Origin of the sequence: Sorangium sp. So ce726, from assembly GCF_051521405.1 — a bacterium.
Classification (GTDB): domain Bacteria; phylum Myxococcota_A; class Polyangia; order Polyangiales; family Polyangiaceae; genus Sorangium.
In genome coordinates, this window is record NZ_CP150349.1 from 11914424 (window position 1) to 11929798 (window position 15375).

Below are 15375 nucleotides of genomic sequence, written 5' to 3' on the forward strand. Positions count from 1 at the left end.
CGGAGGGCCCGGAACAATGTCGCGCGGCCCCCGACCTCTGTCGAGAGCCACGCGAGGAGCAGCTCTCAGTCCATGATGGATTGCCTCGTCAATGTTGAATCATGGATCAACCATGACAGGATGCCGGCGGTCATGCAGAGCCGGTCAACCCGTCCATGATGGACATCGCTTCCGGCCGTCCCATGACGGACATCGCATCTGCGCGCGCATGATGGACACCGCACCTGCCATCCCATGATGGACATCCCATCTTCGGTCCCATGATGGACACCACACCTGCCATCCCATGATGGACGCCGCGCCGGCCCCTCATGACGGCCCGTCATGGACGGGCAGGCGTCAGCGGCGCCGGGCAGACGTCAGCGGCGACAGGAGCGACAGGCAGGCGCCGGCGGCGCGCCTCGGCGGCGGCGCCGGATCAGCGGCCCGACCAGACCGGGGAGGCGCTGTTCATCTCGAGCGCATCCATGCGCCGCGCCGCGGGTGAGGGGGGAGCCGCCGCGGCCGCTCGCGCGGTCTTTCGCGCGCTCGCCACCGCCGAGGCCGCCTGGACGGCGCGCTCCTTCTCCTTGTCCGACTGGGCGCGCGCCGCCTGCTGCCGGAGCCGGTCCTCCGCTGCGGCGAGCTTCGCCTCGGCCGCGCCGAAGTTGCCCGCGCTCACCTCCTGGGCCGCGTCGAGCTGCATCATGCCCGCCTCCATCACCGCGGCGATCGTCTGGGTCTTCTCGTTCTGGTGCGCGGCGACGAGGGCTGGATCGCTCGTCACATCGTAGCGGGCGACCACCTCCTGCACGCGCGGGAGGTTGCCGCTCTCGGCGTCGCGGAAGTGGAGCCGCACGCTCGCCAGCGGGTGGGAGCCGGCCGCCGGCGCGGTGACCCGCGCCCGCACGAGCATCTCGCGGTGCTGCCCGCCGAACATCGTGCCGAGCAGCACCCGGAGCGCGTCCCCGGAGCGCTCGGTGCGCTCGTTGGGGACGTCGAGCAGCTCCACGCCGGGCGCCGGGACGATCTCGACGAACGCGCCCGTCGCCGCCGTCGTCTGGAGCAGGGCGAGCTCGCGCTCGAGGACGGAGGACATCTCCCGCGCCTCGGTGAGGTGGTACAGCCGGCCGCTGGAGCCGATGGCGAGCGCGTTGAGCGTGCGCTCGTCGTAGTCGGCCCCCACCCCGATCGACGTGATCTGCACCCCGTGCGCGGCGCCACGCTGGGCGAGCGCTCCGAGGATGTCGGGAGAGGAAGGCCCGATGTTCGCCTGGCCGTCCGAGATGAGCACCACGCGCCGGACGGCGTGCGTCGACGGCGCCGTGAGCGCGTGCTGCTCCGCGAGCTGGAGCCCAGCGAAGAGGTTGGTGCTGCCGTCAGGGCCGAGGGCGGCGATGGCGCGCGCCACCGCGGGGCGCGTCGACCGGCCGAGCACGGTCGGCGAGACGCGCGCCTGCGCGGTGTCGGCGAACGACGCGACCGAGACGAGGTCGCCGTCGGGGAGCCTGTCGACGAACGCCTGCGCCGCCGCGCGGGCGTTCTCCATCTTGGGGCCTTGCATCGAGCCGGAGGCGTCCACGAGCAGCACGACGGCCGCGGGCGCGCGCGGCTGTCCGCGGGCCGCGCGCGCCGCCGGGACATCGATCCACACGCCGAGCTGCGTCTCGCGCGTCCCCGGCAGCGCGAAGGCGCTCGCGCCCGCGGCGCCGATCCAGACGCCCTGGTTCCCCGGCGGCGCCGGCTCCGGCCGCGACGACGGCGCCTCGGCCGCCGCCGCAGAGGGCTCGGCCGGCTCCGTCGGGGCCACGGCCACGGTGACCCGCTTCGCCGCCTCCTCCCGCCCCGCCGCGCCCGGCGCGGCCGCCACCGCCGCGGCGCTCGTGCCCGGAGGCGCCGCCGCGCTGGCCGTGCAGCCCAGAGCCGCCCATCCCATCAGCAATCCAGCGAGCATCGTCCGCATCGAGAAGCTCCTTCCGCCGCAAGCCATGGCGCGGCCCACGGAGGGGACCCGCGTCCCTCCGCCGCGATCTCCCGAGCCCCGCAGCGCGCGGCTTCTACGGACCGGGCCGAAAAAAGATCTCCGGGAGAGCCCGCGTCGGCGCCACCACCGCCGGCCCTCGCACCGGCGAAAGGCCGCCGCTCCGCGCCCGGAGCCCCCTCCGAGCACACATCCGTGGGTCGTCCCTGCCTGACTCCAGGGCACATCTCGAGATCTCGCGAGATCCGCGACTCCCAACGTCCCTCTGTCGGTGGTTCAGCTCTTGCTCATTCACGACCGTCGACGGGCGATCGCCGGAGCGCGGCGCCCACACACGATGCGCCGCACGGAGCGGCGATGCCGGAGGAGGTCGATCCGATGCAACTCACGCGAAGCAAATCTCCAGCTCTTCTCGCCGCGTTCGCGGCGGTCTTCCTCGCTGTCGGGAGCCTCCTTGCTTTGCCGGGCTACACGCTCACCGGCACGGGCGTCCGCGTGAGGACCATCGGCGTGCTCAACATCGATGTCTATCGGATCAGCCATTACATGGAGCAGCTCCCTGCCACCCGGTCCAAGGACGCGGTCATTGACATGGACACGGGGAAGAAGTTCGTCTGGACGATGCTTCGCGACGTCGACCGCGCGAGCATCGTCAAGGCGCTGCGGGACGCCTATGCGCTGAACCGATACACGGACACGCCGAAGATCGAGAGCTTCGTGGCGGCGTTCAAGGAAGACCTCAAGGCGGGAGCGGAGGTCACCATCGAGTACGACCCGCGCGCGAAGGCGACCACCGTCACCGTCGCCGGCGGCGGGACGGCGACCGTGGCAGGCGTTGATTTCATGAAGGCCACCTGGCGCATCTGGCTGGGCAAGATCGATCAGCCCACGTTGAGCGACGACCTCATCGCCAAGCTCCGCTGAGGCAGGAGAGCCCCTGTCAGTCCGACGGCTTGTCGCGCACCACGAGCACCGATCGGTTCGTGTGGTTCACGACCTTCGCCGCCGTCGTGCCGAGCACCTTGTCGATGCCCGAGTAGCCGTGCGACCCGATGACGATGAGATCCGCGTTCTCCTCGTCGGCCGTCCGGCAGATGACCTCCCAGGCGACGCCGACGTGGATCACGACCTTCGCGAGGAGCTCGGGCGGCACGTCGCGCGCGAGCTGCAACAGCTCCTCGCGGTCGCTCCGCTCCAGGATCTCGGGGACGCGGGTCGGCGACTCGTTCAACGCTTCCGCGGGCAGGCTGTGGTGCAGCCCGATCCCGCGCACGAGCACGAGCTTGCCGCCGAGCTTCTGCGCGAGATCGACGCCCTCCGCGAGGACGAGCGACGCCTTGGGGGAGCTGTCCAGTGCAACGAGGATGGTCCGGGGGTGCATGAGACTCATCGCGTCCGCCTTTCGTGCGGTGACGTACCGCACCTTCTTTAGCCGACCTCGGGCCGGACGCGCAGCGCATCGGTCGGCGGCGGCGCCCCGCGCCTTCGCGCCGGCCCGGCCGCCTGCGCCGAGCACCGGGGACGGTGCGTCCAGCGTGGATCAGGCGCGGATCGTCACGCCATGGCCTCGGTCGTCCGTGAGGATCTCGAACGCCGCGCGCCGCGCCGTCGTCAGGGTCTCGATCCCGACCTCGCGGCCCAGGCTCTTCCGCCGCAGGGTGACGGTGCAGGCCCCGATCTTGGTGTTCAGGCAATGCTTCACGCCGCCGGGAGGGTTCCTGTAGGCCAGGCCGACAAAATCGCCGGCGGGCGCAGAGATCTGCCCCTCGACGCTCAGCCGATCGGTCTCCGTCCGGAAGCGCCAGGTGAAGTAGTCGAACGAGGCGTCGGCGCGGACCGACTGGACGAGCGAGCTGAGCGCGATCTCCTCGCCGCGGTGCCGCAGGACCAGCGGCGTCATGTTCGGCGTCCAGAACGGTCCGACCTTCAGCCGGGCCGTGGCGACCTCGAGGAAGCTGTCCGGGTGGCTGTCGAACCCGGCGACCTGCCCCCAGGCGTACAGGTCCGTGTGCTTCGTTCCCCAGTTGTGGTTCTGGCTGCCCACCCAGCCCGAGACGTCCACCCCGCGCCCAGCGACGCGGAGGAGGCCGCTGTAGACGGCCATCGGCGCGCCGACCAGCGCCTTCGCCTTCGGCAGCGGGGCGCCGTAGAGGGCCGCGGGGAGCAGCAGAAGGGGCTCCCCGCCGCCCTCGTAGGCGAGGTCCCAGGTGATGGCGTCCTCCCCCTCACCCGCCGCGCCGGTGAGCCTGCCGAGGCTCAGCCGGGCGCCGTCGATGGCGACCGACAGGCTGTCGCGCGCGAAGGAGCAACGCCCGGCGAACGGGACCTCGCGCTTGGCGACCACGTGGCGCCCCGACTCGCCGTCGAAGTAGACCGCCCAGAGCTCACCCTCCGCGGCCTCGGGCCGACCAGCCGGGCTGAACAGCGTGTACCGGATCCAGAAGGCGAGCGGCCGCGTCGGGTGGTTCGCGCGCTGGAAGAAGCTCTCGTAGAAGCCGCCCCGCTGCCCCGGCCGGTAACGCGCGTGGTTCGCCCGCTCCCGGATCGTCCTCGCCTTCGCGCCCGCCATCGCGCCCCCCGCTCCTCCAGCCTAGTGCCCCCGCTTCGACCCGCCGCTGAGAAGATCGCCGATCACCCGCTCCAGATCGTCGAGCGAGATCGGCTTCGCGATCTTCGGGTTGTCCACCCGCTCCACGAACTCGCGCGCGCTCGGCGTGAAGGCGCCGCCCGACATGAAGGCCATCTTCGGCAAGAGCTGCGGGAACCGCTCGCCGATCTCGTCGTACAGGGCCATCCCGCTCATCTGCGGCATCAGGAGATCGCAGACGATCGCGTCGATCCGGCCGCCGCGGTCCCGCAGGAGATCGAGCGCCTCGTGGCCGCTCTTCGCCACGAGCACCTCGTGCCGCTCCTCGAACGCGCGCGCGAAGGCGTTGAGCAGCATCGGCTCGTCGTCGACGAACAGGATCGTCCCGCGCGACGACGCGCGCGGCGGCTCCGGCGGCGGCCGCGGCGCGGGCAGATCCGTGGGGTTGAGGCCGGTCAGGCGGATCGTGAAGATGGTGCCGACGCCGGGCGTGCTCAACACCGTCATCGTGCCGTGCTGCTCCTCGACGATGTTGCGCGACACCCAGAGCCCGATGCCCGGGCGCGCGCTCTCTTCCTTCGTCGTGAAGAAGGGGTCGAAGATCCGCTCGACGACCTCCGGGGTCATCCCGCGCGCGTTGTCCTCCACCTCGACGTGGTGGACGCCAGCGTCGAAGCGCGTCGTCACGCGCACCATGTTCTCGTCGCGGGGGCGGTTCGGCATCGCCTGCGCCGCGTTGATGAACAGGTTCACGAACACCTGCGAGAGCTTGCCCGGATAGCCGACGAACGGCGGCATCTCGCCGTAGCTGCGCTCGATGCGGCAGAGCTGGCTGAGCTGCGGGCCCGTCATGCGCAGCGCGAGCTCGATCACGTCGACGAGATCGACCCGCTCGGGCTTGCGCTCGCTGCTGCTCGAGAAGAGGTTGAGGTCCGTCACGATGTCCCGCATCCGCTCGACGCCGGCGAGCGCCTCGTGGCACGAGCGATCGATGAGATCGATGGCGCGCAGCAGGTCCTCGTACGAGCCCGAGGCGACCGGGCGCGCCGCCGAGACGAGCTTGTGCGCGCCGTTCCGGATCTGCTCCAGGTTCGCCATCACCCACGCCATGGGGTTGTTGAGCTCGTGCGCGACGCTCGCCGCGACCTGGCCGATCGAGGAGAGCTTCTCGCTGTGGAGGATCTGCGCGCGGCGCGCGACCTCCTCGGTGACGTCGCGCATGAGCGCGAGCGAGGCGTCCTCGCCGTAGAGCCGCGTGATCCGGACCGTCATCACCTTGGTCAGGCCGGCGCGCGTCCCGCAGCGGATGGTGGCCTCCCGCGGCGCCTCGGCCCGCGAGGCCGACAGCACGAGCGTGCGCAGGGCCGGCACGTCCGCGGCGACCGCGAGCGCGGTGATCGGCCGGCCGATCCACGCCTGCCGCGAGTGCCCGAAGAGCGCCTCGAAGCGCACGTTCAGCCGCGTCAGCATGCCCTCCTGGTCGATCGTCGCGAGGACGTCGGACGAGAGCTCGACGATCTCGCGGTAGCGCTCCTCGGAGGCGAACAGCGAGCGCTGGGCGTACGCCTCGGCGAAGCGGTGCTCGAACTGGAGCAGCAGCGCGTCGACGGCGCGGAGCACGTCGATCGAGGACGAGCCGTCCGCCTCGGCGTCGTCGTGCGTCGTGTCGAGGACGCCCGCGACCGCCGTGCGGAACTCGGACGCGGCGATCAGGGGACCGCTGATGGAGTACCCGGTCGCGTAGCGCTGTTCGACGAGGTGCGTGATGAACTCGTCGAGCAGCGCCTCGCTGCCGTCCTCGAGGATCCTGGTGAACGCGGCGAGCCAGGAGCGCACGTTCTCCGTGACCTCACCCACGGGCCGATCCGTGTACCGGCCCCGCTCCGGCGGCAGCGCCAGCACGTTCTCGATCCAGTCGTCGATCAGCTCGTCCTTGTGCCGCTTGCAGAGGTCGAGCAGCCGCCGGCGCGCGAGCGCCATCGACGTCTCCGCGTTGGTCGGCGGCCCGTGGACCTGCGAGCGCCGCTCGCCGTCCCCTCCGCCGCGCGCGCCCCGCGAGTCCGGGATCTGCGAGCGCCGCTCGCCGTCCCCTCCGCCGCGCGCACCCCGCGAGTCCGGGATCTGCGAGCGCCGCTCGCCGTCCCCTCCGTTGCGCGCGCTCCGCGCTTCCGGAAGCTCACGCTTGGCTTCCTCGTCCGCTGCCATCGCTGTTACCTGCCGCGGAGGACCTCGCAGCCCATGAACGCCCGGAGCGGCTCTGGCACGACCACCGTGCCGTCCGCCTGCTGGTACTGCTCGAGGATCGCGATGACCGTCCGCCCCACCGCGAGCGCCGACCCGTTCATCGTGTGGACAAGCCGCGGCTTCGCCTTCGGCTCGGGCCGGTAGCGGATCTGGGCGCGGCGCGCCTGGAAGTCGCCGAAGTTCGAGCAGCTCGAGATCTCGCGGTACACCCCCTGGCCGGGCAGCCACACCTCGAGATCGTACGTCTTCTGCGAGCCGAAGCCGAGATCGCCGGTGCAGAGCGCCGAGACCCGGTAGTGCAGACCGAGCCGCTTCAGGACCTCCTCCGCGTGCGCGGTGAGCAGCTCGTGCTGGCGGGCGGAGTCCTCCGGCGCCGAGAACCGCACGAGCTCGACCTTGTCGAACTGGTGCTGCCGGATGAGCCCGCGGACATCGCGCCCGTGGCTGCCCGCCTCGCTGCGGAAGCACGGCGTGTAGGCCGTGTAGGCGATCGGGAGCGACGCGCCGTCCAGGATCTCGTCGGCGTGAAGGTTCGTGACCGGGACCTCGGCCGTCGGGATGAGGTACAGGTCGTACGCCCTCTCCGGGTCGCTCTTCTGCGTCTTGAACAGGTCCTCAGCGAACTTGGGCAGGTTGCCGGTGCCGAACAGCGCCGAGTCCTTGACGAGGAAGGGCGGCAGCACCTCGAGGTAGCCGTGCTCGCGCGTGTGCAGGTCGAGCATGAACGAGATGAGCGCCCGCTCGAGGCGGGCGGCGGCGCCCATCAGGACCGTGAAGCGCGCCCCCGAGAGCTTCGCCGCGCGCTCGAAATCGAGGAGGCCGAGGGCCGTGCCGATGTCCCAGTGCGACTTCGGCGTGAACGAGAAGCTCGGCTTCTCGCCCCACGCCCGGACGACCACGTTGCCCTCCTCCCCCGCGCCCACGGGCACCGACGGGTCAGGCAGGTTGGGCACGATGGAGAGCTGCTCGGTCATCCGCTTCTCGAGCTCGGAGACGACCTGCTCGGCCTCCTTGATGCGCGCCGACAGGGCCTTCAGCTCGTCGCGCTTCTGCGCGAACTCCGGCGATTTCTTGTCGAGGCGCGCCATCGCGTCGTTCGCCGCGTTGCGCTCCGCCTGCCACCGCTCGAGCTCCTGGATGTTGGACCGCCTCGCGCTGACCGTGGAGGCGAAATCGTCCCCGAGGCTGGCGGCGGCTCCGGGCGAGCGAAGAGCGAGCGCCGCGCGCACCTCATCGAGGTGCTCCGCGACGTAGCGAGGATCGAGCATACCCTTGGGTTTAGCCGAAGCCTGCACGCGCGTCAGCAGCCGCGACGCGCCGCTCCGCATTCAAAGATGGGCCCGCTCCCCGCGCTCCCCGCCAGAAGCGCGGGGAGGAGCGGCGTGGCAGGAGGGATCAGGCGCTGGCGCCCAGGCTGCGCAGCACGAACTGGAGGATGCCGCCGTGCTGGTAGTAGTCGACCTCGTTCGGCGTATCGATGCGCGCGGTGACGGTGAAGGTCTTCTTCGCCCCGCCCTCCCCGGTCGCGACGACGCTGAGCTTCTTGCCCGGCGTGAGGTTGTCCGAGATGCCGTCGATCTCGAACACCTCGCGCCCGGTGAGCCCGAGGGTGGACGCGTCCTCGCCCGGCGCGAACTCGAGCGGGAGCACGCCCATGCCGACCAGGTTCGACCGGTGGATGCGCTCGAAGCTCTTGGCGATGACCGCGCGCACGCCGAGCAGCTTGGTCCCCTTGGCCGCCCAGTCGCGCGACGACCCGGTGCCGTACTCGGCGCCGGCGATCACGAGCAGCGGCACGCCCTCGGCCTGGTACTGCATGGACGCGTCGTAGATCGTGGTCTTCTCGCCGTCGGGCAGGTGGACCGTGATCCCGCCTTCTTCGCCGGGGCGAAGGGCGTTCTTGAGGCGGATGTTCGCGAACGTGCCGCGCATCATCACCTCGTGGTTGCCGCGGCGGGCGCCGTACGAGTTGAAGTCGGCGGGCGCGACGCCGTGCTCGACCAGGTACTTCGCGGCGGGGCTGTTCTTGGCGATGTTGCCGGCCGGAGAGATGTGGTCGGTCGTCACCGAGTCGCCGAGCAGCGCGAGCACGCGCGCGCCCCGGATGTCGCTGAGCGGCGCCGGCTCCTTCGACAGCCCCTCGAAGAACGGCGGCCTGCGCACGTAGGTCGAGCCCTCGTCCCACACGAACGTCTGGCCGCCCGGGACCGCGAGCTTCTGCCACTCCTCGTCGCCGGCGAAGACGTTCTCGTACTGCACCTGGAACTGCTCGGGCCGCACGGCCGTCCGGATCGCCTCGCTGACCTCGGCCGAGCTCGGCCAGATGTCCTTGAGGTACACCGGCTCGCCGTTGCGATCCGTGCCGACCGGCTCCTTGAAGAGGTCGGCGTCGACGTCGCCGCGCAGCGCGTACGCGACGACGAGCGGCGGAGAGGCGAGGAAGTTCATCCGCACGTGCTGGTTGATGCGGCCCTCGAAGTTGCGGTTGCCCGAGAGGACGCTCGCCACGACAAGGTCGTTGTTGCGGACCGTGTCGCCGATCACGTCCGGCAGCGGCCCGGAGTTGCCGATGCAGGTCGTGCAACCGTAGCCGACCATGTGGAAGCCGAGCGCCTCGAGGTACGGCAGGAGCCCCGCCTGGCGCAGGTAGTCGGTGACGACCTTCGACCCGGGGGCGAGCGACGTCTTCACCCACGGCTTCACCGTGAGCCCGCGCTCGACGGCCTTCTTCGCGAGGAGGCCGGCGCCCAGCATGACCGCCGGGTTCGACGTGTTGGTGCAGGACGTGATCGCGGCGATCACGACCGAGCCGTGGCGCAGCGTGTAGCGCGAGTCGCCCTCGGTGATCTCCGCGGGGCGCATGACCTTCTCGAGCGCGGGGACGCGCGCGGCGGCGTGGCCGGCGCCCTCCTCGAGGAACGCCTTGACCGCGGGCGCGTCGGCGGCGGCGAACTCCTTCTCGAGCATGCCCTGGAGCGAGGCGCGGAAGGTGCGCTTCGCGTCGCGCAGCGGGACGCGGTCCTGCGGCCGCTTCGGGCCGGCGATCGACGGCACCACGTCGCCGAGGTCGAGCGAGAGGGTGTCGCTGAAGACGGGGTCCGGGGTGCTCTCCGTGCGGAACAGCCCCTGCTCCTTGTAGTAGGCCTCGACGAGCGCGACGAGCTGCGCGGGCCGGCCGGTGAAGCGCAGGTACGCGATCGTCTCGTCGTCCACGGGGAAGAAGCCGATCGTGGCGCCGTACTCGGGCGCCATGTTGGCGATCGTCGCGCGGTCCGGGAGCGAGAGCGCGCCCAGACCGGGGCCGTAGAACTCCACGAATTTCCCGACCACCTTCTTCTGCCGCAGCATCTGCGTCACCGTGAGGACGAGATCGGTCGCGGTCGCGCCCTCGGGCAGGCTGCCGTGGAGCCTGAAGCCCACGACCTCGGGGATGAGCATCGAGAGCGGCTGGCCGAGCATCGCCGCCTCGGCCTCGATGCCGCCGACGCCCCAGCCGACGACCCCGAGCCCGTTGATCATCGTGGTGTGCGAGTCGGTGCCGACGAGCGTATCCGGGTAGACCAGCGAGCCCTGCCGCATGACGGCGCCCGCGAGGTACTCCAGGTTGATCTGGTGGCAGATGCCCTGGTCGGGCGGCACCACGCGGAAGTTCGTGAACGCCTGCGCTCCCCAGCGGAGGAACGCATAGCGCTCCTCGTTGCGCTCGAACTCGAGCGCCGCGTTCACCTTCACGGCCGTCGAGGACGCAAACTTGTCGACCTGGACCGAGTGGTCGATCACCAGGTCAACGGGCTGGAGCGGGTTGATCTTGAGCGAGTCGCCGCCGAGCTTCGCGAGCGCCTCGCGCATGGCGGCGAGATCGACCACGGCGGGCACGCCGGTGAAGTCCTGGAGCAGCACGCGCGCGGGGTGGAAGGCGATCTCCTGCGAGGGGCGGGCCTTCGGGTCCCAGTTGAGGACGGCCTCCACGTGGTCCTTGCGCACGACGCGCCCGTCCTCGTGACGGAGGAGGTTCTCCAGGAGGATGCGGAGCGAGAAGGGGAGCTTGTCGATCGACGCGCCGCCTTGCGCCAGCGAGGTGAGCTTGAAATAGGTGTATGTTTCGGCTTGAACCGTCAGCGTGCTCTTGGTGCCAAAGCTGTCGACCATGCGGCCTCCTCCAACGTCCGGAGCGCCCTTGTAGGCGCCCCGAAGCCGCTAATCTAGTGTTATGTGCGCGCGTTTCACCCTCGCCGTTCCGGACTTTGCGACCCTCATCGCACTGCTCGAGTCGTCCTTTGGCGCGGGCCGAGCAGGGAGCGGTCCGGCTCGGTCGATTGCCGCTGATCCGGAGATAGCGGCAAGGTTTCGGCCTCGTTTCAACATCGCACCTGCGACCGTCCACCCGGTGCTGCGCGCGCGGGATGGCCGGCGCGCGGTGGTGGCGGCGACCTGGGGTTTCCTGGGTCGTTTCGCCAGGGGCGGCGCCGGGCCGTCGCTCCTGGCCAATGCGCGCGCCGAGAGCGCGCGGGCGAAGCCGACGTTCCGCGAGGCGTTCGCGGCGCGCCGCTGTGTGGTGCCGGCGGACGGCTTCTACGAGTGGACCGGGCCCAAGGGCGCGCGGCGGCCCACCTGGTTCCACCCTGCGGAGGGCGGGCTGCTCCGCCTGGCGGGGCTGTACCAGCCGGCGAAAGACCCCGACACGGGGGAGCCCGACGTCCGCTTCACGCTCCTGACCACCGAGGCGAACGCCGACGTCGCGCCGATCCACGACCGCATGCCGGTCCTGCTGGGCCCCGGGGACGTGGACCTCTGGCTCGGCCTCGGCGACGGCGCGGACGCGGATCGGGCCGAGGCGCTGCTCCGGCCGGCGCCTCGCGGCGCCCTCGCGGCGCGCGCCGTCTCGCCGCGGGTCAACTCGGTCGCCCACGATGACCCTGCCCTGCTTCAGGAGCTCGCGGCGGAGACCGCTGCTCCGAAGGCCGCTGCTTCGAAGGCCGCTGCTCCGAAGGCCGCTGCTCCGAAGGCCGGCGGCACGCTTCCGCTGTTCGATCTCGATGGCGGCGCGAGGCCCGCCGTCCCCTCCGGCCGGACCTCGCGCCGCTGATCAGCGGCAACGTACGTTGATGTGCGCTTGCGACGGTCAGCGCGCGGAGGCGCTGCTCGCGCGACCGCCCTTGCGGCCTGTGCGGCTGGTCTTCGCCGGTCGGCTCGCCTTGCGCGCGGGCGCGGCTCGCCCGGTCTTCGCGGGCGCCGTGGCCGCTGTCTTCTTCCGTCCGGTCGCGGCGGTGCGGCGCCCCTTCTGCGCGCCCCGCGCCGGCTCGGCGCGCTGCGTCGACGCGCGCTTCGGTGCGCGCTTCGCGGGTGGACGCTTGGCCGCCGCCTTGCGCGCCGCCGGCTTCGCTGCGCGCGCGCGGCGGCCGGCGGTGGCGGCGGGCATGCTCTTCGCGACGTTCCGAGCGAGGAGCGCCTCGACGTCGCCCTCGCGCACCTGGCCGAAGCGAATCGCCAGGCGGCTGCCGAGCTCCTCGAGGCGCTCGGCGCCCACGGCGCTCTCGACCTGGGGGAAGAGCTCCTTCTCCTCCTCCTCGACGTGGTGCTGCACGAGCTCCTTCAGCACGCCGAGCCTGGCGTGAAAGGTTTCGTCACCCGGCTCGGTGCTGAGCAATTTCTGCAACATGACGTCGACGAGCGCGTGCTCCTCGTACGAGGTCGGGATCAGGGGGGAGGCGCCGAGCGCCTCCCGGCTCTCGGGATAGAAGAGCTCCTCCTCGATGGCCGCGTGGCTCACGAGGGTCGCCACGAGCTCGTCGCGGAGCGCGCTGATCTCGTCGCTGTCGGCCTGCGACATGCGCTCGAAGAGCTCTTCGACTTCCTGGTGATGCTCCTTCAATAGGTCGGTCGCCTTCATGCGGGGACTCCTCCTCACGGAAAGATGAAGCGCCGTCGAGGCGCTTGGCCTGTGCGGTCTGCGGGGTTTGCGCGAAGCATGCCAGGCGCCCGGCGCGCGCGAAGCGAGCGCACGACGCGCACGCGCGGGCGCGGGCGTGCGTCGATCGGCCAACCCGCGCGGGGGCGTCGCGGCGCGCGCTGCGGGGCGTGCTGCCCCGCAGCGAGGCGTCATGGCGTCGCTGGAGCGTGATCGCGCGCGGCCTGCGCGATGTCGCGGACGCCTTCGCCCGCGCAGGGCGACGGCGCGCCGCCGGGCGCCGTCAGCGGGCTTTCCTGGGCTCGCAGGCGCCGGCGTACGTCGATCGCGCGGGCGTCACTGCGCGCCCCATACGTTGAGCACGGCCGCCGTTTCCGCGTCGATCGTGGCCGGCTCCCGTTGCGCCGCGGGCGCGCGCACGGACAGGTCGAACGCCACGGTGCGGCGGAAGAGCGACACGGTGGCGAGGGGCATCACCTCGCGACGGTTGAAGGCGCAGGTCGGGTCCACGTCGAGGTCGCAGAGAAAGGGGGGAACGCCGAGTCGACCCGAAAGCACGAGGTTGCCCCAGCGGGTGGAGTAACGATCGCCGAGGGCGGCGATCTGGGGGCCGCGTTCGACGCCCTCGAGGCCGGAGGCGACCGCCGCCAGATCCTTCCCGAGCGGCTTGCGGGCGAACGAGAGGCCGAGGGCGGCGATCGCCGTGCGCGCGACGTCGATGATCTCGGTCGCGGCGGTGACGCGCTGGCCGGCGTACAGATCACCGGGAAAGTGGACATAAAGCGGGAGCGTCAGGACGGGCTCCTGGAGGTCCATGCCCTCGCCGTAGAGCACGGCGTCGGAGCGCCCGCTGGCCAGATCGCCGGTCACGATGAAGAGGGTCTCGTCCCACAAGCCGGCGGCCTTGAGGGTCCCGATGAGGTTGCCGAGGGCGCGGTCCTGGCCGGCGAGGGCGATGGAGAAGAGGTCGCGGATCCGGTCGCGATCCTCGGGGCTGAGCACATCGCGCCGCCGGCTCCTCAGCCTGGCCAGCACCTGGGCGGCGCGGCGCGGCTCGACGGGGCCGGCGTAATCGGCGGGCTTGAGGGCGTTCAGCTCCTTCGGGCTGACCTCCCAGGGCGGATGGCCGCCGCGCGCGTGGACGAACGCGAGGAGGCGGTTGGAAGCGCCCTGGCGGACGGTCTCGCTGATCCAGGTGGCGGCGGCGTCGATCGGGGTGGTGGCTGGCTCGCCGCTCGTCGGGGGGTGCTCGAGGACCCGGGACCAGCCGGGTCCGAAGCCAAACGCCCGGAAGGTGGTGGGGACGCCGGTGAAGAACCCGGTGCGGATGCTGCTGTCGCTCGCGATGGCGCCGATGGTGGTGACGTGGGCGGGGAGGCGGGCGCCGGTGTCGGCGACGGTATGGGCCGGCGGCGGAAGACCGGTGAGCAGCGACGCGGCCACGGCGGACACGACCGTGCTCGGCCCCCGGTGGTGATCGAACGTCGTCGCTGACGTCGCGAGCTCCGAAAGCGTGGCGAGGTGCGGCTCCGGACGACCGCTCCAGGGGGGCAGATCGGGCCGCTCGACCCCGTTCAGGGCGACGATCACGACGGCGCGCGCGGCGGGCACGGACGGAGGAGGCTCCGGCGATCCGGCGAGGACGGGGTCGCCGAAGAGGATGCGTCCGCCGCGGGCCGCGGCGGCGGCGCGGAGCTCGAGGGAGATGAGGGACCCGGCAAAGGGTGCAAGCGGCAGCTCCACGTCGGTCCAGGTCGCCTTGTCGCCGCCCTCGACGTGGACCCGATGGATCACGAGGGGCTCCTGGCCGTCGCGGAGGACGCGGATCTCGGCGTCGCCTTCTCCCGAGCCCAGCGCGCCGACGGCGGTGCGGAGGCGGGTCACCCTGGAAGGGCGAAACGCGCAGCGGACCGCGCCCGGCGCGCGCAGCGCGATGGACCGGTGGGGGACGCCCGACAGCGCGGCGGCGGGCGCGACGACATCGCGCAGGGTCGGGGGGCCGTACGTGGCCGGGTCCTCGTCCGGGATGCCCACGCGCACCCAGTCGATGTCGGCAAACGACTCCCCCTCGCGGAGCCGGCCGGAGAACTGGAGCGTGAGGGTGTGCAGGCCGGGGTCGGCGGGGAGCGTGGTGGTCGGACTCGAGGTGATGCGGATCTGGTCGCGCTGGAAGCGGAGCGTGCCGAGGAGCTGGTCGTCCAGGGAGACGGTGACGTACTTGGAGGCGAGCCCGACGGCCCGGGTGGACACGAAGATGGGGCTCGCGGACGGCAGGACGAAGGTGAGCTTGATCTGCCGCTCCGAGATCCGCGCCCAGGTGGATCCATCGTGCTCGACCGCCTGGATGCCGGTGGGCACGGTCCCTTGCCACGCGAAGCGGCCGAGGAGCGAGCCCGCGCCGGTGTCGAACAGGAGCCCTCGGTGCTCCAGATCGCAGCTGGGCAGCTCGTCGATGAGGTGCACGACGTCGCGCGCCGGCGGCAGAGGCGTCGCCTGCGGGCTCGCGGACGCTGCGGCCGGGGCGCCGGAAGGCAGGTCGCGGGTCGACGTCTCGCACCCGGTGCACCCGGAGAGGAGCGCGGCCGCGGCGGAGGCGAGCGTGAGCGCGGAAGAGGGATGGCGGGTTCGGATCACGCGGGCGCGCACGGGGCGTCCTCTACCACGAGCGGGGTGCCC

Annotated in this window: 10 protein-coding genes; 2 read left to right on the forward strand and 8 right to left on the reverse strand. The window is 71.7% G+C overall.

Going from position 1 to position 15375, the window contains the following annotated elements; translation table 11 throughout:
- Positions 1–418: 418 nt before the first annotated feature.
- On the reverse strand, positions 419–1942 hold the full coding sequence (locus WME79_RS44520) for a vWA domain-containing protein (RefSeq protein ID WP_437528158.1): 1524 nt from the start codon (positions 1940–1942) through the stop codon (positions 419–421).
- A 396-nt stretch (positions 1943–2338) separates the two neighbouring features.
- Between WME79_RS44520 and WME79_RS44525 the strand changes: the two genes are divergently transcribed.
- Positions 2339–2884 (forward strand): chalcone isomerase family protein, encoded by a 546-nt coding sequence (locus WME79_RS44525; protein WP_437528160.1) that lies wholly within the window; start codon positions 2339–2341, stop codon positions 2882–2884.
- Between the two features lie 16 nt (positions 2885–2900).
- On the opposite strand, the gene WME79_RS44530 is transcribed toward WME79_RS44525, so the two are convergent.
- From WME79_RS44530 to acnA, 5 genes are all read right to left on the reverse strand, one after another.
- Positions 2901–3350: a universal stress protein gene (locus WME79_RS44530; RefSeq protein ID WP_437528162.1), complete on the reverse strand. Its 450-nt coding sequence runs from the start codon at positions 3348–3350 to the stop codon at positions 2901–2903.
- Positions 3351–3500: 150 nt separating this feature from the next.
- The gene (locus WME79_RS44535; RefSeq protein WP_437528164.1) at positions 3501–4529 is read right to left on the reverse strand and encodes a hypothetical protein; all 1029 of its coding nucleotides are present in this window, start codon (positions 4527–4529) and stop codon (positions 3501–3503) included.
- A 21-nt stretch (positions 4530–4550) separates the two neighbouring features.
- Positions 4551–6752, reverse strand: a complete 2202-nt coding sequence (locus WME79_RS44540; protein ID WP_437528165.1) for an ATP-binding protein — start codon at positions 6750–6752, stop codon at positions 4551–4553.
- A 5-nt stretch (positions 6753–6757) separates the two neighbouring features.
- Positions 6758–8059 carry a serine--tRNA ligase gene (serS, locus tag WME79_RS44545; RefSeq protein ID WP_437528167.1) on the reverse strand — a complete coding sequence of 434 codons (1302 nt, stop codon included), beginning with the start codon at positions 8057–8059 and terminating at the stop codon, positions 6758–6760.
- Positions 8060–8186: 127 nt separating this feature from the next.
- Positions 8187–10940: an aconitate hydratase AcnA gene (acnA, locus tag WME79_RS44550; protein ID WP_437528168.1), complete on the reverse strand. Its 2754-nt coding sequence runs from the start codon at positions 10938–10940 to the stop codon at positions 8187–8189.
- Between the two features lie 61 nt (positions 10941–11001).
- On the opposite strand from acnA, the gene WME79_RS44555 reads away from it, so the two are divergent.
- Positions 11002–11877 (forward strand): SOS response-associated peptidase, encoded by an 876-nt coding sequence (locus WME79_RS44555; RefSeq protein ID WP_437528170.1) that lies wholly within the window; start codon positions 11002–11004, stop codon positions 11875–11877.
- A 36-nt stretch (positions 11878–11913) separates the two neighbouring features.
- On the opposite strand, the gene WME79_RS44560 is transcribed toward WME79_RS44555, so the two are convergent.
- On the reverse strand, positions 11914–12681 hold the full coding sequence (locus tag WME79_RS44560) for a hemerythrin domain-containing protein (protein WP_437528172.1): 768 nt from the start codon (positions 12679–12681) through the stop codon (positions 11914–11916).
- A 354-nt stretch (positions 12682–13035) separates the two neighbouring features.
- Positions 13036–15333: a sulfatase-like hydrolase/transferase gene (locus WME79_RS44565; protein WP_437528174.1), complete on the reverse strand. Its 2298-nt coding sequence runs from the start codon at positions 15331–15333 to the stop codon at positions 13036–13038.
- Positions 15334–15375 lie beyond the last annotated feature (42 nt).

Coding starts and splice junctions, on each gene's coding strand:
- WME79_RS44535 (WP_437528164.1), bottom strand. CDS start 4,529: ATGGCGGGCGCGAAGGCGAGGACGATCCGGGAGCGGGCGAACCACGCG.
- WME79_RS44560 (WP_437528172.1), bottom strand. CDS start 12,681: ATGAAGGCGACCGACCTATTGAAGGAGCATCACCAGGAAGTCGAAGAG.
- acnA (WP_437528168.1), bottom strand. CDS start 10,940: ATGGTCGACAGCTTTGGCACCAAGAGCACGCTGACGGTTCAAGCCGAA.
- WME79_RS44530 (WP_437528162.1), bottom strand. CDS start 3,350: ATGAGTCTCATGCACCCCCGGACCATCCTCGTTGCACTGGACAGCTCC.
- WME79_RS44525 (WP_437528160.1), top strand. CDS start 2,339: ATGCAACTCACGCGAAGCAAATCTCCAGCTCTTCTCGCCGCGTTCGCG.
- WME79_RS44555 (WP_437528170.1), top strand. CDS start 11,002: ATGTGCGCGCGTTTCACCCTCGCCGTTCCGGACTTTGCGACCCTCATC.
- serS (WP_437528167.1), bottom strand. CDS start 8,059: ATGCTCGATCCTCGCTACGTCGCGGAGCACCTCGATGAGGTGCGCGCG.
- WME79_RS44540 (WP_437528165.1), bottom strand. CDS start 6,752: ATGGCAGCGGACGAGGAAGCCAAGCGTGAGCTTCCGGAAGCGCGGAGC.
- WME79_RS44520 (WP_437528158.1), bottom strand. CDS start 1,942: ATGCGGACGATGCTCGCTGGATTGCTGATGGGATGGGCGGCTCTGGGC.